The organism is Rhodopseudomonas boonkerdii (genome assembly GCF_021184025.1).
Taxonomy (GTDB): domain Bacteria; phylum Pseudomonadota; class Alphaproteobacteria; order Rhizobiales; family Xanthobacteraceae; genus Tardiphaga; species Tardiphaga boonkerdii.
Genome location: NZ_CP036537.1, coordinates 4,096,902 through 4,123,433 on the forward strand (window position 1 = coordinate 4,096,902; position 26,532 = coordinate 4,123,433).

Below are 26,532 nucleotides of genomic sequence, written 5' to 3' on the forward strand. Positions count from 1 at the left end.
CTCCGGTCTACGGAGAGCGACCACAAAATCGCCGCCGGTCAAGGCGGCTTGAGGGAGGATCATCATGGCCAGCCAAGGCCCGTCTCGTCGTGCCCTGCTCAAGGGTGCGCTTGCCACCAGCGCATTGCCTGCACTCGGATCGCTCGGCATCTCCGCGACCCCCGCTTTCGCCGAGCCGAACTGGAAGAAATATGCGGGCACCACCATCGAAGCCAATCTGATCAAGGGCCCGCGCGGCGAGCTGCTGCAGAAATACGCCTCGGAATTCACCGACCTCACCGGCATCAAGGTCGAATCCGAACTGATCCCCGAACAGCAGCAACGCCAGAAGGCGGTCATCGAACTCACCTCCGGCAAGCCGAATTTCGACGTCATCCATCTCAGCTATCACGTCCAGAAGCGGCAGTTCGACAAGGCCGGCTGGCTCGCCGACATCAGCGGCTTCATGAAGGACCCCACCCTTACCACCCCCGACCTGACGGTGGACGACTTCTCCCCAGGCGGCCGCACATTCGCCGAGAACGACAAGGGCGTGATGCATTCGCTGCCGTGGTCGGTGGATTACTTCATCCTCTATTACAACAAAGAGCTGTTCGCGAAGAAAAACGTCGCTGTGCCCAAGACCTTCGACGAGATGGTCGTGGCAGCCGAGAAGCTCAACGATCCCTCGGCGGGCATCTACGGTTTCACCGGGCGCGGGCTGCGCAACGCCAATATGGCGCTGTGGACCAATTTCTTCCTGAATTACGGTGGCGAATTCCTCGACGACAAGGGCAACATCCTGACCGACGGCCCCGAAGCCATCGAGGCCACCAAAGTCTATCAGCGCCTGATGAAATCGGCGCCGCCTGGTGTTGCCGGTTTCAACTGGATGGAATCCATGGCCTCGCTGACCCAGGGCCGCGCGGCCATGTGGATCGACGCCGATGGCTGGGCCCCGCCGATCGAGGACCCCAACGCGTCGCGGGTGGTCGGCAAGATCGGCTACACGCTGGTGCCGGCGGGCCCCAAGGGCCAGTACTCCTCCACCTATGGCGACGGCATCGGCATCGCCAAGACCAGCACCAAGAAGGAAGCCGCGTATCTGTACTGCCAGTGGGCGGTGTCGAAGCAGATGGGCGCACGGCTGCTGCAGAGCGGCGGCGGCGTGCCGTTCCGCAACTCGATCCTCAATGACGAGACCGTGCGTAAAGGCGTCAAGACCCAGGAATGGCTCGACGCGGTCATTGCATCCGCCAAGATCAGCAAACTCGGCCTTCCGGTCATCGTGCCGGTCGCCGAATTCCGCGATCTCGTGGGCTCCGCCCTCACCGCGACGCTGTCCGGTGCGGATCCGGCCACCGAGTTGAAGAAAGCACACGAACAGTTCCGTCCCATCCTGGAGCGTAGCGAGAAGACGTGAGTTCACTGGCCGCAGAACAACGAACGGCGGTCGAACCAACGACCGTGAAAAAGGACGAGTGGCGGCCGATCTCCTATTGGCCGTTCGTGCTCCCCGCGATGATCGTCGTCATGGCGGTCATCGTCTTCCCGTGGGCCTATACGATCTGGATGAGTCTGCATGAATGGAAGGTCGGCCAGGCGCCGACCTTTGTCGGCTTCGCCAACTATATGCGCCTGCCCGGCGATGCCCGCTTCGTGGAATCGGTCTGGCACACGCTGGTCTATACGGTGCTGTCGGTAGTACTGCCGCTGATCCTGGGCACGCTCGCCGCAGTCGTATTCAACAACCGCTTCCCGCTGCGCGGCTTCATCCGCGGCCTGTTCATCCTGCCGATGATGGCGACGCCGGTCGCGATCGCGCTGGTCTGGACCATGATGTTCCACCCGCAGCTCGGTGTTCTCAATTATATGCTGTCGCTGGTCGGCTTGCCGCCGTCGCTATGGGTGTTTCATCCCGGCACCGTGATCCCCTCGCTGGTGCTGGTGGAGACATGGCAGTGGACGCCGCTGGTGATGCTGATCGTGCTCGGCGGCCTCAGCGCATTGCCGAGCGAGCCCTATGAAAGCGCGCAGATCGATGGCGCGACGCCGTGGCAGACCTTTCGCCACATCTCGCTGCCGATGATCATGCCGTTCCTGTTCATCGCCGCCATGATCCGCATGATCGACGCGGTGAAAAGCTTCGACATCATCTTCGCCATCACCCAGGGCGGGCCCGGCAACGCATCCGAGACCATCAATCTCTACCTCTACAGCGTCGCCTTCGTTTACTATGACGTCGGCTATGGGTCGGCGATCGTGGTCGTATTCTTCGCGCTGATCGTGGCGCTGGCCGGCGCGCTGCTGCATCTGCGCCAGCGGACCCACTGGAACGAGAGCGGAGGAAGCGCCTGATGCGGACCCTGCTCGGCAAGATCGGCCTCGCTTTCGCGGTTCTCGTGATCGTGTCGCCGGCGATCCTGTTCTTCCTCTGGATGCTGTCGCTGTCGCTCAAATTCGAGATCGACAACGCCTCCTATCCGCCGGTCTTCATCCCCGAGCGGATCAACTGGGGCAACTATGCCGCGGTCATCGAATCCAAGCGGTTCATGACCTATTTCTTCAACACGCTGATCGTCACCGGGACGGCCACGTTGTTCGCCCTCGTGGTCGGCGTCCCCGCCGGCTATGGCCTCGCGCGAATGCGGGCGCGAAAAGCGGCGATCCTGATCCTGATCGCGCGCATCACGCCCGGCCTGTCCTATCTGATCCCGCTGTTCCTGCTGTTCCAGTGGCTCGGCCTGCTCGGCACGCTGTGGCCGCAGATCATCATTCATCTCGTCGTCACCGTGCCCATCGTGATCTGGATCATGATCGGCTATTTCGAGACCACGCCGATGGAGCTGGAGGAGTCCGCCGTGATCGACGGCGCCAATCGCTGGCAGGTGTTCCGGCATGTGGCGCTGCCCATCGCCAAGCCCGGCATCGCCGTCGCCTTCATCCTCGCGGTGATCTTCTCCTGGAACAATTTTGTATTCGGCATCGTGCTGGCCGGCCGCGAGACGCGCACCCTGCCGGTCGCGGTCTACAACATGATCTCGTTCGACCAGCTGAGCTGGGGACCGCTCGCCGCTGCCGCGCTGATCGTGACGGCGCCGGTGCTGCTGCTCACGGTGTTCGCGCAAAGGCAGATCATCGCCGGGTTGACGGCAGGTGCGGTGAAGTAACGACGCGCTACCGCGCCGGTGCCGGCACCCGCCGCAGCACATCGTCGAAGCGCGCGAGGTCGAGAAAAGCGTTCACCTCGGTGGCCTTGCCGTCCTGCATGCGCATGATCCAGACATAGCGATTGGTATAGGCCTGGCCGTCACGCACCGGCGCGGTGCCTTCCCACTGCACGATCACATGGTCGCCATCGGCCCAGATGCGCTTGCTGACCGGTTTCAACGGCGCCGCCAGCCGCGCCGCGAGCGGCTGCACCGCACCGTCCATCAACGCGTTGCGGCCGCGATGCGTGACGGCATTCGGGCCGGAGCCCTCGATGGTCCAGACCACGTCGAGCGCAAGCAGATCGTTGAAGAAGGTCGTCCCGCCCGCGGCCCAGCGATCGAAGGCATCCGTCACCACGCGCTTGTTACGCGCCGCGATATCGGCATTTGCGGACGCCATCTGCGGCCAGAGCGCCGTCATCGCGATGACCGTCCATCCAACCAGCGCTGCTTGAAAACGACTGGATATCGACATCATGACCTCCTCCTTCATTGGCAGTGGGACGGACGACGCGCGACCGACGCGCCGCCGAAGATGAGCTGCTGAACCATCGGCCGGCCGACGAACCGCGCCGGAAACACCGGCTCCGGAGCGCTTGCCGCATCGAGCCGCGCAAGCTGCTCGCGCGACAGCGCCACATCCAGCGCACCGAGATTGTCCTCGGCCTGCGCCAGCGTGCGTGCCCCCAGGATGGGCGACACCACGACCGGATTGGCCAATGTCCACGCAATCGCGACCTGCGACGGCGTTGCGCCGATCTCCTCTGCGACAGCGCGCACGACTTCGGCGATCCCGATCGCGCGTTCGTTGAGATGTCCCGATGACGCGATGACGCCCTTGCGGGTCGGCGATACGCTTGCTTCGCCCGACAGATCGATATCCGCCTTGGTATATTTGCCGGCGAGCACCCCGCCGCCGAGCGGCGACCACGGCAATACGCCAAGCCCGAGCGCTGCGGCCATCGGCATCAGTTCGTGCTCCACCGTGCGTTCGATCAGGCTGTATTCGATCTGCAAGGCGATCAGCGGCGACCAGCCGCGCAGCTCCGCAATCGCCTGCATCTGCGAAATCCGCCAGGCTGGCGTGTTGCAGATGCCGAGATACTGCACCTTGCCGGCACGCACGAGATCGTCGAGTCCGCGCAGCACTTCATCGGGCCGCGTGGTCATGTCCCAGGCGTGAAGGTAAAGCAGATCGATGCGATCCGTATCGAGCTGCCGCAGGCTCTGCTCCACCGAACGCACCATGTTCAGCCGGTGATTGCCGCCTGAATTCGGATTGCTGGGATCGCGCGCCATGGTGAATTTGGTGGCGAGCACGATCCGCTCGCGCTTCTCCTTGATGAACTCGCCGACCAGACCCTCGGATGCGCCGTTCGTGTAGTTCACCGCCGTGTCAACGAGGTTGCCGCCGCGATCGACATAGAGATCGAAAATCCGGCGCGCTTCGCTTTCCCCGGCGCCCCAGCCCCAGTCTTCGCCGAAGGTCATCGTCCCCAGCGAGAGCGGGGACACCCGCAATCCGGATCGTCCAAGCAGGCGGTAAGTATCGAGGGAGGTCATCGGTCGCGGCTCCGTTTGCTGTTGCCGCCAAAGCTAGAGAGGAGCCAAATTCAGAACAATTTGCTGATTTCTGATCAAACTGGTAAGTTAAACTAACCAATGAGCCTCGATCTCAATCAGGTTTCGGTCTTCCTCGCGGTCGCCGAAGCGAGGAGCTTTCGCCTCGCGGCCGAACGGCTTGGCGTGACCCGATCCGCCGTCAGCCAGGCGATCCGCAGGATGGAGGACCGCATGGGCGTCGCGCTGCTGCAACGGACGACGCGCAGCGTCAGCCTGACCGAGGCCGGGCAGAGGCTGCATGAGCGTATCGCGCCTGCCATGGCCGAAGTCCAGAACGCGCTGGATACAGCGCGCGATCTCCCCGCGCAGCCGACGGGACAGTTGCGGCTGGCGGTTTCGTCGATCGCGGAGCGCTTCATCTCCGGCCCGCTGCTGGCGAGTTTCACGCTCGCTTATCCCGGCATCCAGCTTGACATCACCGTCACCGACGACGAGTTCGATATTGTCGCCGAAGGTTTCGATGCGGGGGTCAGACTCGGCGAGGTGATCGAGCAGGACATGATCGCCATACCGGTCTCGGCCGAACAGCGTCAGGTGGTGGTCGCCGCGCCGTCCTATCTCCAGCGCTTCGGCGCGCCCGCGCATCCCTCGGAACTCACACAACATTGCTGCATCGGCTGGCGCCCTGCGCCCGATGTCGCGCCCTATCGCTGGGAGTTCGCGGAGAACGGCCGCGAATTCGACGTTGCGGTCGATCCGCGCGTGACGACCAACGATATGTGGGTCATGGTCCGCACCGCCTGCGCCGGTGGCGGACTCACTTTCGGCATGGAGGAATTATTCGAGCCTTACATTGCACGCGGCGAGCTGGTGACGCTTCTCGACGCCTGGCTGCCGCCGTTTCCCGGCTTCTTCCTGTATTTCCCCGAGCGTCGCAACATACCGCCCAAGCTGCGTGCTTTGATCGATCATGCGCGGTATCGGGCAGAGAGATGAGGCCTCAATTCCGCCCCTCATGGTGACGAGCGCGCCTCTTGGCGCGCGTCTCGTACCAGGAGATGGCATGGCTCGGTGCTCTTCGGCCATCCTTCGAGACACCGCTACGCGGCTCCTCAGGACGAGAGAAGAGTTTAGTTGATGGCAACCTTGCGCTGCTGATCGGACTCCGTTTCACTCATGGCAATCAGCCGCTTCAGTTCGGGAATGCAAGACCCGCAATTCGTCCCGGCCTTGAGCTTGGCGCCAATCTCGGCCGCCGTGGCGCAGCCTGCCGCGATCGCCTCGTTGATCGTGTTGCGCCCGACACCGAAACAGGCACACACGATCGGACCCGCGCTTGCGGCGCCGTCGGCCGATCTGCCCGACAGCAACATGCGGCGCTGGTCGTCGGTCAGCACATCGGCAGTGAATGCCGCTTTCACCGCATCCCATGACAGCACGTCGTCGACCGGACCGACGAACAGGCCTATCTCGATGCGCTCGTTTGCAAATGACACCGCGCGATAGACGCCACGTCCGGCATCCTCGAAGCTCGCGACATCGTCGCCGAGCAGCGGCGCGAGCCAGTCGCGCCAGAGTGCAAGCTCCGCATTGTCGGCGAGCAGATACCCGACGCCCCCGGTCACCGCGACACGCGCATGAATGACGCCGGCAGGCAACGCCAGCGCCTTGCGCGACAGCACAAAGCCGCGCCGGGTGACGGCCACCGGCGCAATCGACACCGGCGTCGCCTTGTTCTCCGGCTGTCCCGAAAACGGATCGGTGAACGGCGCCACCAGCGCACCGACGCGCGCATAGCTGGCGGTCTCGTCATTCCAGTGGATCGGCGCAAACAACATCCCGCGCTGCTGTCGCTCGCTGACCACGATCTTCAGCGTGCAGGAGCCATAGTCCGTCGTAAGCTGCGCATAACCGCCGTCAATGATGGCGAAGCGACCAGCATCATCCGGATGAATCTCGACATAGGGCTCGGGAATATGCTGGCCCAGCCGCGGGCTCAGGCCGGTTCGCGTCATCGTATGCCACTGGTCGCGCACACGGCCGGTGTTCAGCCGCAGCGGGCGCCCTTGGGTCACATGGGTACGCAGCTCCGGTGCCTCCGGTGCGATGAACTGGCCGCGGCGATCCCTCGTATAGAAACGTCCCTCGGCGAAGAACCGCGCCTGCTGCGTCGTGGTGCCCTTGCGCAACGGCCACTGCACCGGGGCCATGGTGTCGAAGGCATCGTCCGACACATGCATCAGACCGCCGATATCGAAATCGCGGCTGCCGTCATTCTCGAAATCCGACAGCGCCGCATGTTCGCGGAAGATCTCGGCGGCGGACCTGTACGCGAAGCCGGCACCGAAGCCGAGCCGCTTCGCCACTTCGCTGAGCGCCCACCAATCCGGCCTCGCCTCGCCCGGCGCGCGCAGGAACGAACGCTGACGCGACACGCGGCGTTCCGAATTCGTCACGGTGCCCGACTTCTCGCCCCAGGCCAGCGCCGGCAACAGCACATGCGCGCCAGCATTCGCGGTGTCGTTGGAACGGACATTCTCCGACATCACGAACAGATCGAGCTTGCCGAGGGCGGCACGCACCGCATCCGCGTCCGGCAACGAGACCGCCGGATTGGTGCCCATCACCCACAGCGCCTTGATCTCGCCGCGGCCGATGGCCTCGAACATCTGCACGGCCTTGAGGCCTTCATGGGTGGCGATGTCAGGCGCCTTCCAGAACCGCCGCACGCGATCGATCTCGACCGGCGTAAAGCCCATATGCGCGGCGAGCTGGTTGGCAAGGCCGCCAACCTCGCGGCCGCCCATCGCATTGGGCTGGCCGGTGAGCGAGAATGGCGAGGCGCCCGGCTTGCCGATGCGGCCGGTGGCGAGATGGCAGTTCAGGATCGCATTGACCTTGTCCGTCCCCTGTGCCGATTGATTGACGCCCTGCGAATACAGCGTGACCACGCGCGATGTCTGCCGGAACATCTGGAAGAAGGTGGCGACATCCACTTCATTGAGGCCCGTCGCCCTCGCGGTCGCGGCGACGCTGCCGGCGATGGTCCGCGCACGTGCCAATGCCCCCTCGAAGCCTGATGTATGCTGTCCGATATAGGCGCGGTCCAGCGCGCGGTTGTCGGCGAGATAGACCAGCAGACCGGAAAACAGCGCCGTATCGGTGCCGGGCTTGAGACCGAGAAAGAGATCGTCGTCGCCCAACGTGTCGGTGCGGCGCGGATCGATCACCACAAAGCGCGCGCCGCGCGTCTGCTTGTTGGCGAGCATGCGCTGATACAGCACCGGATGGCACCAGGCGGCGTTGGAGCCGACAAAGACCAGGAGATCGGCCTGATCGAGATCTTCGTAGCACCCCGGCACCGTATCGGCGCCGAAGGCTCGCTTGTGGCCGACCACGGAGGACGCCATGCAGAGTCGCGAATTGGTGTCCACATTGGCGCTGCCGATGAATCCCTTCATCAGCTTGTTGGCGACGTAGTAGTCTTCCGTCAGCAACTGGCCGGACAGATAGAAAGCCACCGCATCGGGTCCATGCTCGGTAACGATTTTGCGAAAGCCATGGGCGACACGATCGAGCGCGTCGCTCCACCCAACGCGGATCATGGCGCCATCGGCATCGCGCATCATCGGATGCAACAACCGCTCGTCGAGGCCGAGGGTTTCCCCGAGCGCCGAGCCCTTGGAACAGAGACGGCCGAGATTGGCGGGATGATCGGGGTCCCCGGCGATGATTGCACCGCCTTGCCCGTCCGGCGTTGCCAGCACCCCGCAGCCGACGCCGCAATAGGCGCAGGTGGTGCGAACGGTCTTGAGGCTGGGGTCGATGGCGTTCATCAGGCCGCCTTCGCGATCGGACGCCCGAACATCATGTCCGCGCGCAAGCCGGACACATCGGCGCCACTGCGGATCAGTTCGAGATACCACAGCGCGTCGCTGGTATCGCCGACCAGCACGGCACCGGTCAGCCTGTCGCCTGCGATCACCAGTTTCCTGTAGGTGCCGCGCCTGGCATCGCTCAATCGCAGCATTTCGCTGCCCTCGGACGCCATGAAGTCGCCGGCGGAGAATACGCTGACCCCGGAAACCTTGAGATTGGTGGAGAGAATGCTTCCGGTATAGGCCGCAGTCCCGCCGGCGAGATGCCGCGCCAAGACTTTCGCCTGTTCGTACGCGGGTTCGACGAGGCCGTAGCAAGTGCCGCGATGCTCGGCGCATTCGCCGAGGGCATAGATTCCCTCGCTCTCCGTTGCCATCGCGTCATCGACGACGATGCCACGATTGACCGGGATGCCCGCTTCCTTTGCCAGCGCCGCATTGGGACGAATGCCGGCGGCGAAGATAACCGCATCGGCGTCGAGCATCCGGCCATCGGCCAACTCGATACCCTTCACGGCATCCGCGCCATGAATCCGCGCCGTATTCGCATTGAGCAGAATTTTGACGCCCTTGCGTTCGACCAGCGTCTTCAGCAACTCCGCCGCCGATTCATCGAGCTGCCGCTCCATCAGGCGATCCATCAGATGGATCAGCGTGACATCGGCGCCGGCTTTGGCGAGGCCATAGGCAGCTTCCAGCCCCAGCAGCCCGCCGCCGACAACGACCACGCGTTTCTTCTGTTCGGCCAGTTCGATCAGGCGATCGGCATCGTGGCTGTCGCGGAACACGTGAACGCCCGCGAGATCGCCGCCCGGCACCGGCAGACGCAGCGCGGACGATCCGGTGGCAAACACCAGTTTCGAAAAGCCAACGCGTTTGCCAGTGGATGTCGTCACCTCGCGCGTGGCGAGGTCGACCGACGTCGCTCGCGCGCCGTATTTCAGCGTGACACCGCGATCCCGCCACCATGCAGCGGGCTTGAGCTCGATCTCCTCCGAGGTCGCCTCTCCCGCCAGCACCGAGGACAGCAGCACGCGATTGTAGGCCAGCCGCGGCTCATCGCCGATGACGGCGATGGCGTAACGGCCGAGCGAGGTTTTCGCGAGTTCGTCCACAAGGCGTGCCGCCGCCATGCCGTTTCCGATGATGACCAGCGGCTCGCCCACGTTCGTCTTTACTCCGCAGCCTGCGCCTGGCCATAGGCCTCGGCGATCATGAAATCCGACAGCGTGCTATAGGCGGTGCCCCAGGCATCCGCGAGTTCGGGCTTCCAGGCCTCGCCAAGGCCCTTCTCCAGCGTCCACAGCAGCGCCGCGCCCACCGGCGTGTAGTGCTCCGCCTTCACGCCGTAGTCGACATGCTTCTTGGCGAGCGCGCTCGCCGCCGGTAATACGGTCTCGAGCTTCGTCAATCCGGTGACGACGACACCCAGCGTCGCCATCAGCTTGCGGCCCTGCTCCTTCATGTCACCGCGAAACATCGGCTTCACCTCCGGCGCGATCTCGAACAGGCGGCCATAGAAGAGTTCGGCGGCCACGTCGGCGATCGGCACGACTTTGCTGAAACTGTCCTGCACGAGAGCGACTTGATCCGGTGTCATGACATTCCCCCTTGGCTGGCACATGGCTGACTGAGGTAGCTCTTGGCCTCGTGATCTCGGAACGTCATTGCGAGGAGCCCCAGCGATGCAGCAATCCAGTCCTTTGCTTGGCATCTGGATTGCTTCGCCCAAACGAATTGCTTTGCAATTCGTCAGGGCTCGCAATGACGGAGATCGTTACGCCGCCTCCACGAATTTGTGGCGCTCGTACAGAAACTCCAGCACGCGCTTGCGGCACTTGAGGTAGACGGGATCGCTTGCCAGCTCGATGCGCTTGCGCGGGCGGCTGAGCGGCACCTCCAGCACTTCGCCGATGGTCGCGCTCGGACCATTGGTCATCATCACGATGCGATCCGACAGCAGCACCGCCTCGTCCACGTCATGGGTGATCATGACGATGGTGTTGCCGAGCTTCTGATGCAGCGCCATCACGGAATCCTGCAGATGCGCACGGGTCAGTGCATCCAGCGCGCCGAAGGGCTCGTCGAGCAACAGCACCTTCGGCTCCATGGCGAGCGCGCGGGCGATGCCGACGCGCTGCTTCATGCCGCCCGAGATTTCCGACGGACGCTTGTCCTTGGCGTGGGTCATCTGCACGAGGTTGAGATTGTGCATGGTCCATTCGTCGCGCTCAGCGCGGCTCTTGGTCCTCGCAAACACCTTGTCCACGCCAAGACGGACATTCTGATAGACGGTCAGCCATGGCAGCAGGCTGTGGTTCTGGAACACGACCGCGCGATCCGGCCCCGGCGAATTCACCTCGCGCCCCTCCAGCAGCACGCCGCCGATGGTGGCGCGCGTGAGGCCAGCGATGATGTTCAACATCGTTGATTTGCCGCAACCGGAATGGCCGATAATGGAGACGTATTCGCCCTTACCCAGAGTCAGGTTGATGTCCTTCAGCACCTGCGTCGTCGCCTTGCCGCGGCTGAAGGTCTTGTCGATATGGTCGAGCTTCACATAGGGGGTCATGATATCTGTCCTTAAGCAGCCCAAATCTTAACTTGCAGAAGTGCCGTGGGTGACGAGCCTGCCGAGACCCGCGATCAGGCGGTCGAGCACGAAGCCGACAATGCCGACATAGAACAGCGCGAGGATGATCTCGCTGATATGCGATGAGTTCCAGGCGTCCCAGATGAAGAAGCCGATGCCGACGCCGCCGATCAGCATTTCAGCGGCGATGATGGCGAGCCAGGACAGGCCGATGCCGATGCGCAGACCCGTGAAGATGTAGGGCGCGGCCGAGGGCAGCATCACCTTCCAGAAGAACTCCAGCGGATTGAGCTGCACCACGGCTGCGACGTTCCGGTAGTCCTGCGGAATATTGCGAATGCCCACGGCGGTATTGATGATGATCGGCCAGATCGAGGTGATGAAAATCACGAAGATCGCCGATGGCTGGCCATCGCGGAATGCGGCGAGCGCCAGCGGCAGCCAGGCCAGCGGCGGAATCGTGCGCAGCACCTGGAAGATCGGATCGAGACCGCGCATGGCCCAGACCGACTGGCCGACCAGCGTACCGAGACCGATGCCGACGACGGCGGCCAGCGCATAGCCGTAAGCCACGCGCAGAAGGCTCGCCGACAGGTGCCAGAACAGGCCCTTGTCGAGGCCGCCATTGTCGAAGAACGGATCGAAGATCAGCTCCTTCGTATCCTTGTAGACCTTGGATGGCGGCGGCAGCGTGGAGCCTGTGCGCCGGCACAAGAGTTCCCACATCACCCCGAGCAGGATGACGACAATGAGCGGCGGGATCACCTGTGCCGCGACGTCCTTCGCCATCTTCGTATATTTCTCAGCTTTGGGCTGAGCCTTCGGAGCCAGTGCGACGACGTCAGCCGGCGCTTTCGCGAGCGGCGTCGCGGGCTCAGTCTTGAGGGCCTGTACGTTCATCGCACTGATCTCCGTCATGTTGCTGGCTTCGCCGCGATCAGGCTTCGACGCGCTTGATGGCGAGCGACTTCAGATAGGCCGCAGGGTCTGCCGGATCGAACACCTTGCCGTCGAAGAACGTCTCCTTGCCGCGCGAGGTCGAGGCCGGGGCGGCGACGCCGAGTTCCTTCGCAGCCTCCTTCCACACATCCTCGCGATTGACCTTGGCGATCAGCGCCTTGGCGTCGGTGCCGGCTTCGTATTTGCCCCAGCGGATATCCTCGGTGATGAACCAGAGGTCATGGCTCTGATAGGGATAGGAGGCGAAGTCTTCCCAGAAGCGCATGATGTGCGGCGAGTTCTCGACCACTTTGCCGGTGCCGTAATCGAACTTGCCCTTGACGCGATCGGTGACGTCTTCGACCGGGCAGTTGATCCACTGGCGTTTGGCATTGATGGTCGCGACCTCGTCGCGATTTTCCGGTTTCTCGCACCACTGCTGTGCTTCCATGACGGCCATCAGCAGCGCCTTGGCGGCTTTCGGGTTCTTGTCCACCCAGGCGGCGCGCAGGCCGAGCGACTTCTCCGGATGCTTGTTCCAGAGTTCACCGGTGGTGATCGCGGTGTAGCCGATGTTCTGGTGGATGAGCTGCAGATTCCACGGCTCACACACGCAGAAGCAGTCCATGGTGCCGACCTTCATGTTGGCAACCATCTGCGGCGGCGGAACGACGATGGTCTCGATGTCTTTATCGGGATCGATGCCACCAGCCGCCAGCCAGTAGCGGATCCACAGATCGTGCGTGCCGCCCGGGAAGGTCATCGCCGCCTTCACCGATTTGCCGCCCGCCTTCTTCTTCTCGAAGGCGACCTTGAGCGGCGCGGTGTCGAGACCGACCTTCAAATCCTTGTATTCGTTACCGACCGAGATGCACTGACCGTTCAGATTGAGACGCGCCATGATGTACATCGGCGTCGGCACGTTGTTCTGCGTCACCTTGCCCGCGGAGATCAGATACGGCATCGGCGTCAGGATATGCGCGCCATCGATGCCGTTGCCTTCGGAGCCAAGCACGAGATTGTCGCGCGTGGTGCCCCACGATGCCTGCTTCAACACTTCGGTCTCGGGCAGACCGTATTTGGCGAAGATTCCCTTTTCCTTGGCGACGAACAGCGGCGCAGCATCGGTGAGCGCGATGAAGCCGAGCTTCGCGCCTTTCACCTCCGGTCCGGCCCCCTGTGCGAAGGCACCGGCCGGGAAATTGAGCTTGGCAGCCGCCAGCAGGGCGGCGGTTCCCGCACTGGCCTTGATGAGCTGGCGACGGCTGATCTTGCGGCCCGGCTTGCTGGTCTCATGCTTCGTCATTGGTCGATGTCGTCCTTTCGCGCCTCGTTACGGCCGGCCCTCTCACCTTCCGCCAGGTCGCGCCCGGTCGGACGCGCACACGACGGCGCGGCTGGAGGAAGCCCCCAGGGTGGCAGTGCTGGCTGGTGATGGAATGTGACGGCTACAATGGCGTCGCCAAGAACTATTCAAGCTTCATGCCAAGCCCGGCCGAAGCAAGATTCGACGTCTTTTCATGGAGTTGGATATCGAAGCGGGCGGTCATCCGTGCTCGCCCCGCTGCGAAATCTGGCGCTTCGCTTAATTATTGTGCGGCGCACTTGAAATAGGCAGGCCGGACGGAGACACCATTCCTCCCGCGACAGCCGCGCATTTGATACGGGGATCATGCTCCATCGGTCATGGACAGCGGCGGCGCGTGCCAGCTTAATTCCGACATCCCGTCCGCTATTCGAGTGTTCCCGATGTCATCCAGCAGCCTGATCGCCCCGACCGTTTCGCCCGAACAGGCGGGCATGTCCGCCGCAGCGCTGGCGCGGATCGAACGCCATCTGCAAACCCGCTATCTCGACAGCGGCCGCTTCCCCGGCGCGCAGCTCCTCGTCTATCGCCGCGGCGGCATCGTACATCACAGCGTTCGCGGCTTTGCCGATATGGAGCGCAAGGCCCCGGTGAAGCCCGACACCATCTTTCGCATCTATTCGATGACCAAGCCGATCACCTCGGTAGCGCTCATGATGCTCGTGGAAGAAGGCAAGGTCGCGCTCGACGAGCCCGTGCACAAATACATCTCCGCATGGAGCAATCTCGGCGTCTATCAGGCGGGCCTCGCGCCGCTGTTCCTGACGCGCCCCGCTGCACGTCCGATGCAGATCGTCGATCTGCTCCGTCACACCTCCGGCCTCACTTACGGTTTCCAGAACCGCACCAATGTGGATGCCGCCTATCGCGCGCAGAAGATCGGCGAGATCGAGAAGGCCGGCACCATGTCCACCATGGTCGCCGATCTCGCAAAAATCCCGCTCGAATTCTCGCCGGGCGATGCTTGGAATTATTCGGTTGCAACCGATGTGGTCGGCTATCTCGTCGAGACGATCAGCGGCCAGCCCTTCGAGCAATTCCTGCAGCAGCGCATCTTCGATCCGCTCGGCATGGCCGATACCGGCTTCCATGTCCCTGCGGAGAAAGCGCATCGCTTCGCCGCCTGTTACGCCGCCGACGGAAAAGGCGGCATGACGCTGCAGGACGATCCGACAACGAGTTCCTTCCTCTCGCCTCCCTCCTTCATCTCCGGCGGCGGCGGACTGTGTTCGACGGCAACGGACTATCTCGCTTTCTGCCGCGCGCTGCTGAATGGCGGAGCGCTCGGCGATACGCGTTTGCTGTCTCCAAAAACGATTGCGTTGATGACGGCCAATCATCTGCCGGGCGGACGCGATCTCACCGAAATGTCGAAATCGCTGTTCAGCGAAGCCAGCTATGCCGGCGTCGGCTTCGGACTTGGCTTTTCGGTGACCATGGATCCCGCGAAAACTCTCATTCCCGGCAGCGCCGGCGAATATGCCTGGGGCGGTGCGGCGAGCACCGCATTCTGGATCGATCCGCGCGAAGAGCTGATCACGATCTTCATGACCCAACTTCTGCCGTCGAGCGCTTATCCCGTTCGTCGCGAACTGCGCACGATGGTCTATTCAGCATTGACCGAAAGCAACAATTAATGGCGGCCGGCACGATCGATATTGATCAGGCTGGAACCCGTCGAAAAATCACGCTCGAATCAGGCCCATTCTCTGTCAGTGAGAATTCCCGCAAAACTTACGGTAGCCATCTTCTTCAATAACAACTATGCACGGAATTGTGATACAGTGACGCGCAGAGCGCTTTTAAGGAAAATGCGGAATTTCAGCGGAAAAATTCGATGGAACTCCGCGCATCCGGCCGCTCATACGAACCGAGTTCCGTTATCGCGCGTGCGCGCAGCGGCTTGCGTGTGTATAGCATCGGGTCCAACCTCTACTTTCGCTTCGGGGGTTGGCGAAACCAGGGGATGTTGTCGCGGTTCGCTCGGCTGCCGCGGCCACTGCGTGACGAAAACAGCAATTGGATACCGCGATAGAACATGAGCGACCGGCCGGAATGACCGTTACGAGAATAGTTTGATCAATTCGCGTATCGCGACGATTTCAACCATTCCGGTTGTCATGCCGACGTGTATAAGGAAGATGCCTTTGGATGATAGCTTTTATGGCTCTCAAGCTGAAAGGCCGTAATCAAAAAAATCAGAACCAATAATCCCTGTCAAAACGAAACTGAATGGTGACGAATGAAGCAACGTAGCGCCGGCAAGTCCGACATCGAGTTGGGCAAGCGAATCCGTCTTCGTCGTGTCGAGCAGAAAATCTCGCAGGCGGATTTGGGCGAGAAACTGGGTGTCAGTTTCCAGCAGGTTCAGAAATACGAGAAGGGCGTGAACCGCGTGGGCGCAGCGCGCCTGCAGCAGATCGCCACCGCGCTCGACGTGCCCGTCACCTTCTTCTACGACGGCGACACCAAGAACCGCGAAGTCGAGAGCCTTCTCTTCCTCGACAGCGCTTTCAGCCTTCGCCTGCTGCGCGCCTATAGCCGCATCAAGAGCCAGACCGTCCAGCGCCAGATGGTCGTGCTGATGGAAGCCATCGCGGACGAGGAAGAGAAGTAAGTGCCGCTCGCGCCGCCGGGCGTCCGGCGGCCGCGCGTTCTTTCTCTTTCAATCAAGGACGACATCATCTCGCCGCCCTCATCGGGTCGGCGGGATTTTTTGTACACGTACGGGTATTCGATGGCATGGTTGTTGCTGAGGTTGTTCTGAACCTCACGGAGAACGATCGATGTCGACGACCGTCATCACCGCCCCGGCGATCCGCAAACCGCTCTACCACTCGCTGTTCGTTCAGGTGCTGGCGGCACTGTTGCTCGGCATCGTGCTGGGTATCGTCGCACCGGACTTCGCCATCGGCCTGAGATTCTTCAGCGACGCCTTCCTCAAGCTGATCTCGATGATCGTCGCGCCGATCGTGTTCTGCGTGGTGGTCCACGGCATCGCCGGAGCCGGCGACCTCAAAAAGGTCGGCCGCATCGGCGTCAAGGCGCTGATCTATTTCGAGGTGATGACCACCCTCGCATTGGTGATCGGCCTCGTCTTCGCTTATCTGTTCGGCCCCGGCCACGGCATGAACATCAATCCGGCCGCGTTGGACGGCAAGGCGCTCACGACGGTCGTCGACAACGCTCACAAGCTCCAGGGCGGCGGCATCGGCGCCTTCCTGCTCAACATCATCCCGAGCACCTCATTCGACGCGCTGGCACGCAACGACGTGCTGCAAGTGCTGTTCTTCGCCATCGTCTTCGGTACGGCGCTGGCGCTGGTCGGCGGCGAGAAGGGCGAGCGCGTCACCACGCTGATCGATGCGGTCGCCACCGTCCTGTTCCGCGCCATGGGCCTGATCGTGCGCGCCGCGCCGATCGGCGTGCTCGGCGCCGTCGCCTATACGGTCGGCCGCTACGGTGTCGGCTCGCTGAAGCAGCTCGTCTCGCTGGTCGTGCTGTTCTATGCGTCGGTGTTCATCTTCGTCTTCGCCGTACTCGGCGGCGTCATGGCGCTGGCCGGGCTGAACATCGTCAAGTTTCTCGGCTATCTGCGCGAGGAGCTGATGATCGTGCTGGCCACCGCATCGTCCGATGCCGTGCTGCCGCAGATCATGCGCAAGCTGGAACGGCTCGGCGTGAAGGACAATGTGGTGGGGCTGGTGATCCCCACCGGCTATTCCTTCAATCTCGATGCCTTCTCGATCTATCTCACGCTGGCCGTGGTCTTCATTGCCCAGGCCACCAACACGCCGCTCTCGTTCAGCGATCTCCTGCTGGTGCTCGGCGTTTCGTTGATCACATCGAAGGGCGCCCATGGCGTGCCGGGCTCGGCGATCGTCATCCTTGCCGCCACGCTCCATGCGGTGCCAAGCATTCCCGCCATCGGCCTCGTGCTGGTGCTGTCGGTGGACTGGTTCATCGGCATGGCCCGCGCCGTCGGCAACCTGATCGGCAATTGTGTGGCGACCGTGGTGATCGGCGCATGGGAAGGCGATCTCGACCGGGCACGCGCCAAGCGCGTGCTCGATGGCGAGGAAGCAGTGGATGTCACCGCGGGGTGATTGTTGTTGAGGCGCGAGGCCGATGGCCTCCCTCCCCCAAGCTGCAAAGCGGCGCAGTGGGGAGGGTGGCGCGGAGCGCGGGGTGGGGTGCCCCACGTGACGTCCTTCGTGGGGAAAGACCCCACCCGTCTCGATGCTCGCTGAACGCTCGCATCGATCCACCCTCCCCAGTCGCTTCGCTCCGGGGAGGGATAAGCACAGCGTGTTACGCCGGCGTCAGGATCGCACGTCCCACCAGCTTGCCGTCCTTCAGCTCGTTGAGCGCGGCGTTGGCGCGCGCGAGCGGCATCGGAGTGGTCGGGATCGGCGCGACCTTGCCGGTGCGCACCAGCTCCAGCAGCTCCCTGGTTTCCTTCAGATTGCCGACATAGCTGCCCTGGATGGTCAGCGCCTTCATGGCGATCAGCGGCAGCGCCCAGGTGGCGCCGCCGCCGAACAGGCCGACCATGATCAGGCTGCCGCCCTTGGACAGCGCGTCGAAACCGAGCTGGGTCGTCTGCGCGTTGCCGACGAGATCGATCACCGACAGGATCGGCTGACCCGCGGCCTTCTGGAGCTGCGCCAGCGCATCGGGCGCATTGCCGTCCACCGCCGCGAGCGCACCGGCTTTCAGCGCGGCCTCGCGCTTGTTGGCATCGATATCGACCACGATGGCGCCCTTGCCGCCCATCGCCTTGAGCAGGCTCAGCGCCATCAGGCCGAGACCGCCCGCGCCGAAGATCACGATCGGATTGCCGAGATCCTTCTCGACCTTCTTCAGCGCGCTGTAGGTGGTGACGCCGGAGCATGCGTAAGGCGCTGCCAGCACCGGGTCCATGCCCTTCAGATCGATGAGATACTTCGGATGCGGCACCAGCATGTAGTCGGCATAGCCGCCATCGCAATGCACGCCGAGACAGCGCGGCTGCAGGCAGAGATTTTCCTCATCGGCGAGACAGACCGCGCATTTGCCGCAGCCGATCCACGGATAGGCCAGCGCGACATCGCCGATCTTGACGCCATCCTTCGGCGCATCCGGGCCAAAGGCGACGACCTCACCGACCGTCTCATGGCCCATCGTGTGCGGCAGGTTGATGCCGCGCTCCTTCAATGACAGCCGCTTGCGGCCGTGACCGAGCTCGTAGCCCCCCTCCCAGATATGCAGGTCGCTGTGGCAGACGCCCGCAGCCTTGACGCGGATCAGCACCTGCGTGCCGGTCGGCTGCGGCGTATCCTGGTCGACCTCGCCGAGCGGCTCGTTGAATTCGAGGACCTTGAAGCTTTTCATTTTGTTTTCTCCCGGGTGAAGTTTTATGAAATTCGTCGCGGCTACGCCGCCTTCGCGTTCCTGATCGCCTCCCACACCTTGACCGGCGACAGCGGCGTGTTGAGCTGCGTGATGCCATAGGGCGCCAGCGCATCGAGCACGCCATTGACGACGCAAGGCGGCCCGCCGATGGCCCCGGATTCGCCGCAGCCCTTGGCGCCGATCGGGTTGGTGACACACGGCGCCGAACCGTCGAGCGTGACATTCAACGGCGGCATGTCGGTGGCACGCGGAATGCAGTAGTCCTGATAGGTCGCGGTGATGAGCTGGCCGTCCTCGTCGTAATGGACGTTCTCGAACAGTGCCTGGCCGATGCCCTGCGCGACGCCGCCATGGATCTGACCTGTGACCAGCATCGGATTCACGGCGACACCCACATCGTCCACCGTAGTGTAGCGCACCACGTTGGTGATGCCGGTTTCCGGATCGATCTCGACCTCGCAGATATGGGTGCCGTTGGGCCAGCTCGGCGCATCCACCTCGCCGGTGGAATCGACGCTCAAGCCTGCGCCGCCTTCGGCCTTGGCGATCTCGAACAGGCTGACACGCTTGTCGGTGCCGACCACGGTGAGGAAACCATCGACATATTCGATGTCCTCTACCGCGGCTTCCATCATGTTGGATGCCTTTTCGCGCGCCTTCTTGATCAGGTCCTGCGTGGAGACGACGGCAGCCGTACCGCCGACGAACAGCGAGCGCGAACCGACGCTGCCGAAGCCCAGCGCCACATCCGTATCGCCCTGCACCACATCGATACTGTTGATGTCGATGCCAAGCGACGCCGCCACCATCTGCGAGTAAGCGGTCTGCAGGCCCTGCCCCATGGCCATGGTGCCGGAATAGAGAATGACGCGGCCATGCGGCGTCGCGGTCAGCGTCACCTTCTCGGTGTGGTTACGGCCGCCCGTCCATTCGATGTAGCTGGTGAGCCCGCGGCCATAGAGCATGCCGCGCTTCTTCGCTTCCTTCTTGCGCGCAGCGAAGCCGTCCCAATCGGAGAGTTCGGAGGCGCGTTGGAGCATGTGCGCGAAGGCACCGCTGTCGTACACTTGCCCGACAGCGTTGGTGTAGGGAAACTGCGCCGGCTTGATGTAGTTCACCTTGCGGATCGCACGCGGGTCCATACCGATCTGCCGCGCGGCGGCATCGAGCAGGCGCTCCATGATGAATACCGCTTCGGGGCGCCCCGCGCCGCGATAGGCGCCGACCGGCGCCGTGTTGGTCATCACGGCCTTGACCTCGTAATGCACGTTCGGCACGTCATAGACGCTGGTCTGCACGAACGGCCCGAGCACCAGCGGAATGATCACGCCCGTGCCGGAGAGATACGCTCCGGTGCCGCCGAGCGAGGTCACGCGGTAGGCCTGGATGCGGCCCTTGGCATCGAGCGCGAGCTCCGCCGTCGAGGTGAGGTCGCGGCCATGGGTGCCACCGACGAAATCGTCGGTGCGGTCGCCGCGCCAGCGGATCGTCTTGCCGAGCTTCACGGCGGCATAGGCGACGATGCCGTCTTCCGGATACAGGCTCGTCTTCTGTCCGAAGCCGCCGCCGATATCGCCGACCACGAGACGGATCGACTCCTTCGGCCGCTTCAGGATCGCGTCCGCGATGATGTCGCGCGTCGCCATCGGGGTCTGCGACTGCACATAGACCGTGAGCCGGCCGGTCTTCTTGTCCACCTCCGCAATCGTGCTGCGCGGTTCCATCGCTGACGGCACGAGACGCTGGCTGACGATGTCGAGCGACACCGTGTGCTTGGCACTGGCGAAGATCGCGGCGATCTTGCCCGCATCGCCATAGCTCATCGATGCCGCGATATTGTCCGGCGCCTGCTCCCACACCGCCGGTGCGCCTTCCGCGATGGCGGCCCTGGGATCGACCACCGCCGGCAGCACCTCGTAATCCACCGCGATCGCCTCGGCGGCGAGCTGGGCCTGAATGCGCGACGTCGCGATCACGGCCGCAACGCCCTCGCCGGCGAAGCGCACGATCTCATGCGCCAGCAGGCGGCGCGGCGGAAACTGCATGGCCGATCCGTCCGGCCGCTTGAAGATGTTCAGCGTCGGCAGCGTGCCCACATCGTCGGCGACGAGATCGGCGCCGGTGAGGATCGCCTGCACCCCGGGCATCGCGCTGGCGGCCTCGATATTCACCCCGGTGATTTTGGCATGGGCATGCGGCGAACGCAGCACATGCAGCCACAGTGCGCCGTCTTCCGGCTTGTCGTCGATGAAATGGCCCTGCCCGGTGAGAAGTCGTTGGTCTTCGAGGCGCTTGGGAGACAATCCCGCGCCGAAACGCAGGTTCGCAGGCAGAATATTCATCGGGCGTCCTTGGATGGCGGGCCTTGCAGGCGGGCTGCCGAACCTTGCCCGAAAAACCCATGCGCGCCAACCGCGTTGCGGCGGGCCAGAACGGGCGGAATTGCATATCGAATATTGTTACAATGCGAGGGCCGTAGGGCCACAGCATCATCCGACGTCCGCCAGCACCTTTTCGATCACCTTGCGCTCATCCGCCGTCAGGGCCGCCTGCGGCGCCACGGGATCGCCGACATCGTAGCCCTGGATCGCGAGGCCCGCCTTGATGCAGGCGGCGAGATTGTAGCGTGCGAAAGCTTCGTTGAGCCCCCACAGCCGCCGCTGCAGCGCCATCGCCTCGTCCCAGCGCTGCGCCTTGCAGAGATCGTAGAGGCGCACGCTCTGTTGCGGCACCACGCAGGCCGGCCCGGCCATCCAGCCGACGCCACCGATCAGCATCACCGCCGCCGGGATATGCGCCGAGGCGGCAAACACGCTGAGCTTGTCGCCACAGCGATTGATCATCGACAGCAGCCGCCCCGTATTGGTGGAGGCGTCCTTGATGTAATTGATGCGCGGATGCTCGGCGAGCCGCGCCACCACGTCCAGCGTCAGATCGGAGCGCTGGAATTGCGGATTGGTGTAGATCACGACCGGGACATCGACGGCATCGGCGATGGCGCGGAAATAGGATTCGATCTGCGCATCCTTGAGTGGAAAATACGCTTCGAGAATGGCGAGAATGCCGTCGGCGCCGAGTTTCTGATACGACTTCGCCTGCGCCACCGCATCCACCGTGGAGGTCGAGGCGACGCCCGCCACCACGGGCACGCGCCCCTGCGCGGCCTCGATGGTGGTCTGCACCACCGCGCGGCGCTGCTCGCCATTGAGATAGGCGAATTCGCCGGTGGAGCCGAGCGGCGTCAGCCCGTGCACACCGGCCTTGATGAGATCGTCGCATAGCCGCCCGAGCACGTCGGTGCGCATGCGGCCGTCGGGATCGGCGGGCGACACCAGATAGGGAAACACGCCGTGGAAACGCGCCATTCGACTATGCCTTCATTCTGAAATTCTCGATCACCCGCAGCAATACGCGCGCACCGGCCTCGACATCCGCCGGCTCCACATGCTCGGCCGGATTGTGGCTGATGCCGCCGCGGCAGCGCACGAACAGCATGGCCACATCGGCGATATCGATCATCGCCATGCCGTCATGCCCGGCTCCGCTCGGCAGCTCGAACACGCGATGGCCCTCCGCCGCGATCGCATCGGCGATCTGCTGCTGCAGCCAGGGCGCACAGGGCGCCGTACGGTTCTCATGGGTCACATTGATCTGCAGGTCGAGCTGACGCTGCTTCGCGATGGTCTCGATCTCGCGCACGATGTCGGTCACCGCCATCTTGCGATAACTGTCTTTTGACGCGCGAATGTCGAGCGTGAAGGAGACGAGGCCCGGGATCACATTCGTCGCGCCCGGCATGGCATTGATATAGCCGACCGTGCCCACCAGCCCGCCGCGGTCAGAGCGGCAGAACTCCTCCACCGCGAGGATGCATTCCGCCGCGCCCGTCAGCGCATCGCGCCGCATCGGCATCGGCACAGTGCCCGCATGGCCGGCTGTGCCGTGCAGTTCGACCGCAAGCCGCGTCGCGCCGGCAATGGCGGTGACGACGCCCACCGGCAGCTTCTGCGCCTCCAGCACCGGCCCTTGCTCGATGTGCAGCTCGAGATAGGCCAGCACCTCCGCCGGCGCGCGCGCGGCCGCACCGATATGATCGGGATCGAGGCCGAACGCGATCATCGCCTCGCGCATGCTGGTGCCGTCGCGATCGCGGCTCGCCAATGCACTCTCGGTAAAGGTACCGGCCACCGCACGGCTACCCAGCAGGGTGGAAGCAAAGCGCGTCCCCTCCTCGTCGGCAAAGGCGACGATCTCGATGGCGAAGGGCAAACGTACGCCGCGACGATGGAGATCGCCGACACAGGCGATCGCGGTGATGACGCCCAGCGGGCCGTCCCACTTGCCGGCATCGCGCACGGTGTCGTAATGCGAGCCCAGCATCAGGCAGGGCGCCCCCAGCTTGCTGCCCTCGTAGCGCCCGCACACATTGCCGATCGCATCGACCCGCGCCAGCATCCCCGCCTGATGCATCCAGCCCACCAGCAGCTCCGCCGCCGCGCGGTGCTCCCTGGACAGGAACACACGCGTGAGATGGTCAGGCGTTTCCGAGATCGCAGCGAGTTCGTCAATGCGCCCGACGATTTGTGCACCGAGCAAGTCGTTGCTTGTAGAATTATCTGTCATCGCTTTCCCGGTCGCGTATCTCGATCACCGCGGTCATCGTAGCAGATTTTGCGACCTCGCTGGCAAGCAATGGCGGCGCCCCTTCACCTCTCCCGCATCCTGCGCGGGGAGAGGTGAAGGGATGCGTGGCACTAGCCGCGTCCCACCGTGCATTCGATCTGGCCGTGCGGCTCCTCCGTGGGCAGGAACACGTCATTGTTGTTATCGAGACCGAACGGCGCCAGATTCATCAGGATGAAATGCAGGTTCGGGCAGGCCATGCTGATCTCGGAAATCTCCGGCACCGCCGCGAGCGCCTTCTCGCCCATGCGATACAGGCTGTTCTGGACGCTCGGACTATAAGTCGTCGCAAATTCGCGCAACAGCGTCTCCAGGATCGTTGCATTGGTCGCCGCATAGTCCGCCGGCGTGCCCGACCACTTCCATGACGCCACCATCGACGTCGCGCAGATGCGGTCGTCGGTCGGCTGGATGGTGGAGTATTTGTCCGTGTAGTAGCCCGCCCACCCTGACTGGGTGGATTTCATGAACACGAAATTGTCCATTCCCGAACTCATCGTCATGCCGTCGCGGGTTGCGACCAGCTCCACGAACGGCTTGCCGTTGTCGTCACGCACGAAACTATGCGGATGCGGCACACCGTCGATGGACAGCCGGCTCCATTTGGTCTCATGCGCCGTGATGGCCACCGACCCCGCCTGCGGATAGAGATCGAGATAGCGTTGCGCCAGCACCTGGCAGAACGGCTCGGTCTGCAGCGCCGTATTCTCGCGCGCCGTCACGTTGACGATGTTCTTGATCGTATCGGTGGAGGTCGAAGTCGAGTTATCGGCATTCGTATAGGCGCGGCCGAAATCGCCCTCCAGCATCACCTTGAGGCTGAGCTGGCTGACGTCCTGCCTGTCACCGTCCCGATGCACCCGCATGATGCGGACCCGGCCTTTGCCGTAGCGGTTCCTGATGAGCGGCACGAACGACCTCCGATGCTGACGGCGATCCGGAATGTCCGGCCGCCACATATTCCCGCGGGTTATTTCGAGCAACTTGGCGGCGCCGGTCAAGCGCAGCCTGGTGTGGCAGGCGCGGGATCAGGCCCGGCATAACAGGTATGGCTCCTGTCTCACTGCCCCTTCGGCTCGAGTCCACTCGCCTTCACCGTCGACGCGGCCTGCTTCGAGGAGAGAAACGCGATCAGCTCCTTGCCGGCCGCCGGCTGCTGCGCATTGATCGGTACCCCCGCGGAAAACACCGTGAGCTTCTGCAGCGCCGCTGGCAGCGGGCCGACGATATCGATCCCCGCCACCGGTTTGAGCTCGCTGATCTGCTGAAAGCCGAGCTCCGCCTCGCCATGCGCGACGATCTCGCCGACCGGTGTCGCCGGTATCTTGCGGGCCTTGTCCTTCATCACGTCTGCGATGCCGAGCTTGGCGAACATCTCCGTCCCCACATAAACGCCACTCGCGCTGTCCGAATAGGCCACTGACGTCGCATGCAGCAGCGCCTGCTTCAACGTCTCCGGGGTCGAGAGATCCGGTTTCGGCGCCCCCGCTTTGACCGCCACACCTATCGGGGAATCAGCGAGATCGACACGGCTGTCTTTCGCCACCTTGCCTTTGTCGATGAGATCTCCGAGCGCATAGCCGACCATGATCAGCACATCGGCCGGCTCGCCGCGCTGTAGCCGCATCGGGATCGCCTGCGGCGTCTCGCCCATCGACGGCCCATAGGCCGTCACCACGTGATGACCGGTGGCCTTCTCATATTGCGGCACCAGTTCCTTGTACGCTGCAGTGAAGCCGCCGGAAATCATGACATGGACATCAGCGGCGGAAACGACGCTGCCGATAGCGATACTGCCGACCAAGACGACCAGACGGATAAAATGGCGCATGACGTTTTCTCCGTAATACTCTTCCAGAAGCGCGACTAACTTCCCCGATACGTTCCATAGCTCCATGGCGTCACCAGCAGCGGCACATGGAGATGTCCCTCCGGCTCGTAAACCGCAAACCGCAACGGAATCTCGTCGAGAAACGGCGGGTCCGACATCGCCACCTTGCGTGCCGCGAAATAGGCGCCGACCTTGAAGGTCAATTCATAGCGCCCGATCGGCACCGGCCGCCCGCCGATCAGCGGCATGTCGGTGCGGCCGTCGTGATTGGTGACGGTGCGCGCAACCACCCGGCTCGCGCCGAGCCGCGACAATTCCATCAACTCGACCTCGATCCCTGCCGCCGGCTTGCCGCCATGCGTATCAAGCACATGGGTGGAAAGCCGCCCATGCACCTTGAGCGGATCGTCGCCCTTCACGAGTTGATCGAGCCGCAGCGCCGCGATCCTGCAGATTTCGCCGATCGACGCCGCCACCTCGGCCTTCGCGTCGTTCGGCAGCCGCTTCTCGAAATCGGCGAGGATGGAATCTTTCGTGTGACGGCGGACGCAGACGATGTAGGGAAAATCGAACTTCTTGCGATAGGCGGTATTCGCCTGTTCGAACGCCTGGTATTCCGCGTCCGACAGCCGGTCGAGACCGGCGCTGTTCTGCTCGGCATGGGATTCCGCGGTCAATCCCGCCGCGCGCTGGGTCTTGTCGGCGAGATCGGGATGCGCCCTGATCAGAGCCAGCCGCTGTTTGTCGCTGCCGCCTTCGACGGTCGCCGTCATCGCCGTGAACAGCGCGCTCACGCCTGCAAACGGCCGCCGATCTGCGGCGGCCTCCGCAATCCATGGCGAATATTCGAAAATATTGGCCAGCGCCGCGACGAAATCCGCCTTGCTGCATGAATTGAGATGAGCGAGCGTCGTCTCGGTCATGCGTGGCCTCTCCAGTAAGCTTGCATCGGTTAAGGTCGCGTTCCGGACGCGATGCGGCATGCTTATGCCGCTTCGCAGAGCCGGGACGGTAACGAACTCCGGCATCCGGGACGCTCCCGGCTCTGCGGCGCAACGCTGCGCATTGCACCGCGTCCGGGACAAGTATCAATC

22 protein-coding genes are annotated in these 26,532 nt (G+C 63.4%); 7 read left to right on the forward strand and 15 right to left on the reverse strand.

The window, feature by feature from the left end:
* Window positions 1-64: 64 nt before the first annotated feature.
* From E0H22_RS18895 to E0H22_RS18905, 3 genes are all read left to right on the forward strand, one after another.
* Window positions 65-1,402: an ABC transporter substrate-binding protein gene (locus E0H22_RS18895; RefSeq protein ID WP_233022533.1), complete on the forward strand. Its 1,338-nt coding sequence runs from the start codon at window positions 65-67 to the stop codon at window positions 1,400-1,402.
* A gap of 98 nt (window positions 1,403-1,500) precedes the next feature.
* The gene (locus E0H22_RS18900) at window positions 1,501-2,337 is read left to right on the forward strand and encodes a carbohydrate ABC transporter permease (RefSeq protein WP_233026422.1); all 837 of its coding nucleotides are present in this window, start codon (window positions 1,501-1,503) and stop codon (window positions 2,335-2,337) included.
* Window positions 2,337-3,149, forward strand: coding sequence for a carbohydrate ABC transporter permease (locus E0H22_RS18905; RefSeq protein WP_233022534.1), 813 nt, complete (start codon window positions 2,337-2,339; stop codon window positions 3,147-3,149). The genes E0H22_RS18900 and E0H22_RS18905 overlap by 1 nt, the downstream gene beginning before the upstream one ends.
* Before the next feature lie 7 nt (window positions 3,150-3,156).
* Here E0H22_RS18905 and E0H22_RS18910 read toward each other — a convergent pair whose 3' ends face one another.
* Window positions 3,157-3,669 carry a nuclear transport factor 2 family protein gene (locus E0H22_RS18910; protein ID WP_233022535.1) on the reverse strand — a complete coding sequence of 171 codons (513 nt, stop codon included), beginning with the start codon at window positions 3,667-3,669 and terminating at the stop codon, window positions 3,157-3,159.
* 11 nt (window positions 3,670-3,680) lie between these two features.
* Complete coding sequence (locus E0H22_RS18915; RefSeq protein WP_233022536.1) at window positions 3,681-4,754, reverse strand: aldo/keto reductase; 1,074 nt, start codon at window positions 4,752-4,754, stop codon at window positions 3,681-3,683.
* A gap of 99 nt (window positions 4,755-4,853) precedes the next feature.
* On the opposite strand from E0H22_RS18915, the gene E0H22_RS18920 reads away from it, so the two are divergent.
* Window positions 4,854-5,750, forward strand: coding sequence for a LysR family transcriptional regulator (locus E0H22_RS18920; RefSeq protein ID WP_233022537.1), 897 nt, complete (start codon window positions 4,854-4,856; stop codon window positions 5,748-5,750).
* Between the two features lie 134 nt (window positions 5,751-5,884).
* Here E0H22_RS18920 and E0H22_RS18925 read toward each other — a convergent pair whose 3' ends face one another.
* The 6 genes from E0H22_RS18925 to E0H22_RS18950 all read right to left on the reverse strand — a co-directional run bounded on the left by E0H22_RS18925 (window position 5,885) and on the right by E0H22_RS18950 (window position 13,470).
* Entirely contained in the window at window positions 5,885-8,590 is a 2,706-nt protein-coding gene (locus E0H22_RS18925; RefSeq protein ID WP_233022538.1) for a nitrate reductase, read from the reverse strand.
* Window positions 8,590-9,798, reverse strand: coding sequence for an NAD(P)/FAD-dependent oxidoreductase (locus E0H22_RS18930; protein ID WP_233022539.1), 1,209 nt, complete (start codon window positions 9,796-9,798; stop codon window positions 8,590-8,592). The genes E0H22_RS18925 and E0H22_RS18930 overlap by 1 nt, the downstream gene beginning before the upstream one ends.
* An 8-nt stretch (window positions 9,799-9,806) precedes the next feature.
* On the reverse strand, window positions 9,807-10,232 hold the full coding sequence (locus E0H22_RS18935) for a globin family protein (protein ID WP_233022540.1): 426 nt from the start codon (window positions 10,230-10,232) through the stop codon (window positions 9,807-9,809).
* A gap of 177 nt (window positions 10,233-10,409) precedes the next feature.
* The gene (locus E0H22_RS18940) at window positions 10,410-11,204 is read right to left on the reverse strand and encodes an ABC transporter ATP-binding protein (RefSeq protein ID WP_233022541.1); all 795 of its coding nucleotides are present in this window, start codon (window positions 11,202-11,204) and stop codon (window positions 10,410-10,412) included.
* Window positions 11,205-11,231: 27 nt separating this feature from the next.
* Entirely contained in the window at window positions 11,232-12,125 is an 894-nt protein-coding gene (gene ntrB / locus E0H22_RS18945; protein ID WP_233026423.1) for a nitrate ABC transporter permease, read from the reverse strand.
* Window positions 12,126-12,162: 37 nt separating this feature from the next.
* Complete coding sequence (locus tag E0H22_RS18950; protein WP_233022542.1) at window positions 12,163-13,470, reverse strand: CmpA/NrtA family ABC transporter substrate-binding protein; 1,308 nt, start codon at window positions 13,468-13,470, stop codon at window positions 12,163-12,165.
* 458 nt (window positions 13,471-13,928) lie between these two features.
* Between E0H22_RS18950 and E0H22_RS18955 the strand changes: the two genes are divergently transcribed.
* The 3 genes from E0H22_RS18955 to E0H22_RS18965 all read left to right on the forward strand — a co-directional run bounded on the left by E0H22_RS18955 (window position 13,929) and on the right by E0H22_RS18965 (window position 17,636).
* Window positions 13,929-15,167: a serine hydrolase domain-containing protein gene (locus E0H22_RS18955; RefSeq protein WP_233026424.1), complete on the forward strand. Its 1,239-nt coding sequence runs from the start codon at window positions 13,929-13,931 to the stop codon at window positions 15,165-15,167.
* 605 nt (window positions 15,168-15,772) lie between these two features.
* Window positions 15,773-16,147: a helix-turn-helix domain-containing protein gene (locus E0H22_RS18960; protein ID WP_233022543.1), complete on the forward strand. Its 375-nt coding sequence runs from the start codon at window positions 15,773-15,775 to the stop codon at window positions 16,145-16,147.
* A 169-nt stretch (window positions 16,148-16,316) separates the two neighbouring features.
* Window positions 16,317-17,636 (forward strand): dicarboxylate/amino acid:cation symporter, encoded by a 1,320-nt coding sequence (locus tag E0H22_RS18965; protein ID WP_233022544.1) that lies wholly within the window; start codon window positions 16,317-16,319, stop codon window positions 17,634-17,636.
* Between the two features lie 205 nt (window positions 17,637-17,841).
* Here the strand turns inward: E0H22_RS18965 and E0H22_RS18970 are convergent, their stop codons facing one another.
* The 7 genes from E0H22_RS18970 to uraD all read right to left on the reverse strand — a co-directional run bounded on the left by E0H22_RS18970 (window position 17,842) and on the right by uraD (window position 26,361).
* The gene (locus E0H22_RS18970; RefSeq protein WP_233022545.1) at window positions 17,842-18,903 is read right to left on the reverse strand and encodes an alcohol dehydrogenase; all 1,062 of its coding nucleotides are present in this window, start codon (window positions 18,901-18,903) and stop codon (window positions 17,842-17,844) included.
* 41 nt (window positions 18,904-18,944) lie between these two features.
* The gene (locus tag E0H22_RS18975) at window positions 18,945-21,266 is read right to left on the reverse strand and encodes a xanthine dehydrogenase family protein molybdopterin-binding subunit (RefSeq protein WP_233022546.1); all 2,322 of its coding nucleotides are present in this window, start codon (window positions 21,264-21,266) and stop codon (window positions 18,945-18,947) included.
* A 147-nt stretch (window positions 21,267-21,413) separates the two neighbouring features.
* Complete coding sequence (locus tag E0H22_RS18980; protein WP_233022547.1) at window positions 21,414-22,289, reverse strand: dihydrodipicolinate synthase family protein; 876 nt, start codon at window positions 22,287-22,289, stop codon at window positions 21,414-21,416.
* A 4-nt stretch (window positions 22,290-22,293) separates the two neighbouring features.
* Entirely contained in the window at window positions 22,294-23,547 is a 1,254-nt protein-coding gene (locus E0H22_RS18985) for an allantoate amidohydrolase (RefSeq protein WP_233022548.1), read from the reverse strand.
* 131 nt (window positions 23,548-23,678) lie between these two features.
* Complete coding sequence (pucL, locus tag E0H22_RS18990) at window positions 23,679-24,518, reverse strand: factor-independent urate hydroxylase (protein ID WP_233022549.1); 840 nt, start codon at window positions 24,516-24,518, stop codon at window positions 23,679-23,681.
* Window positions 24,519-24,667: 149 nt separating this feature from the next.
* Entirely contained in the window at window positions 24,668-25,438 is a 771-nt protein-coding gene (locus E0H22_RS18995; RefSeq protein ID WP_233022550.1) for a substrate-binding domain-containing protein, read from the reverse strand.
* Between the two features lie 35 nt (window positions 25,439-25,473).
* Window positions 25,474-26,361 (reverse strand): 2-oxo-4-hydroxy-4-carboxy-5-ureidoimidazoline decarboxylase, encoded by an 888-nt coding sequence (gene uraD / locus E0H22_RS19000; RefSeq protein WP_233022551.1) that lies wholly within the window; start codon window positions 26,359-26,361, stop codon window positions 25,474-25,476.
* Window positions 26,362-26,532 lie beyond the last annotated feature (171 nt).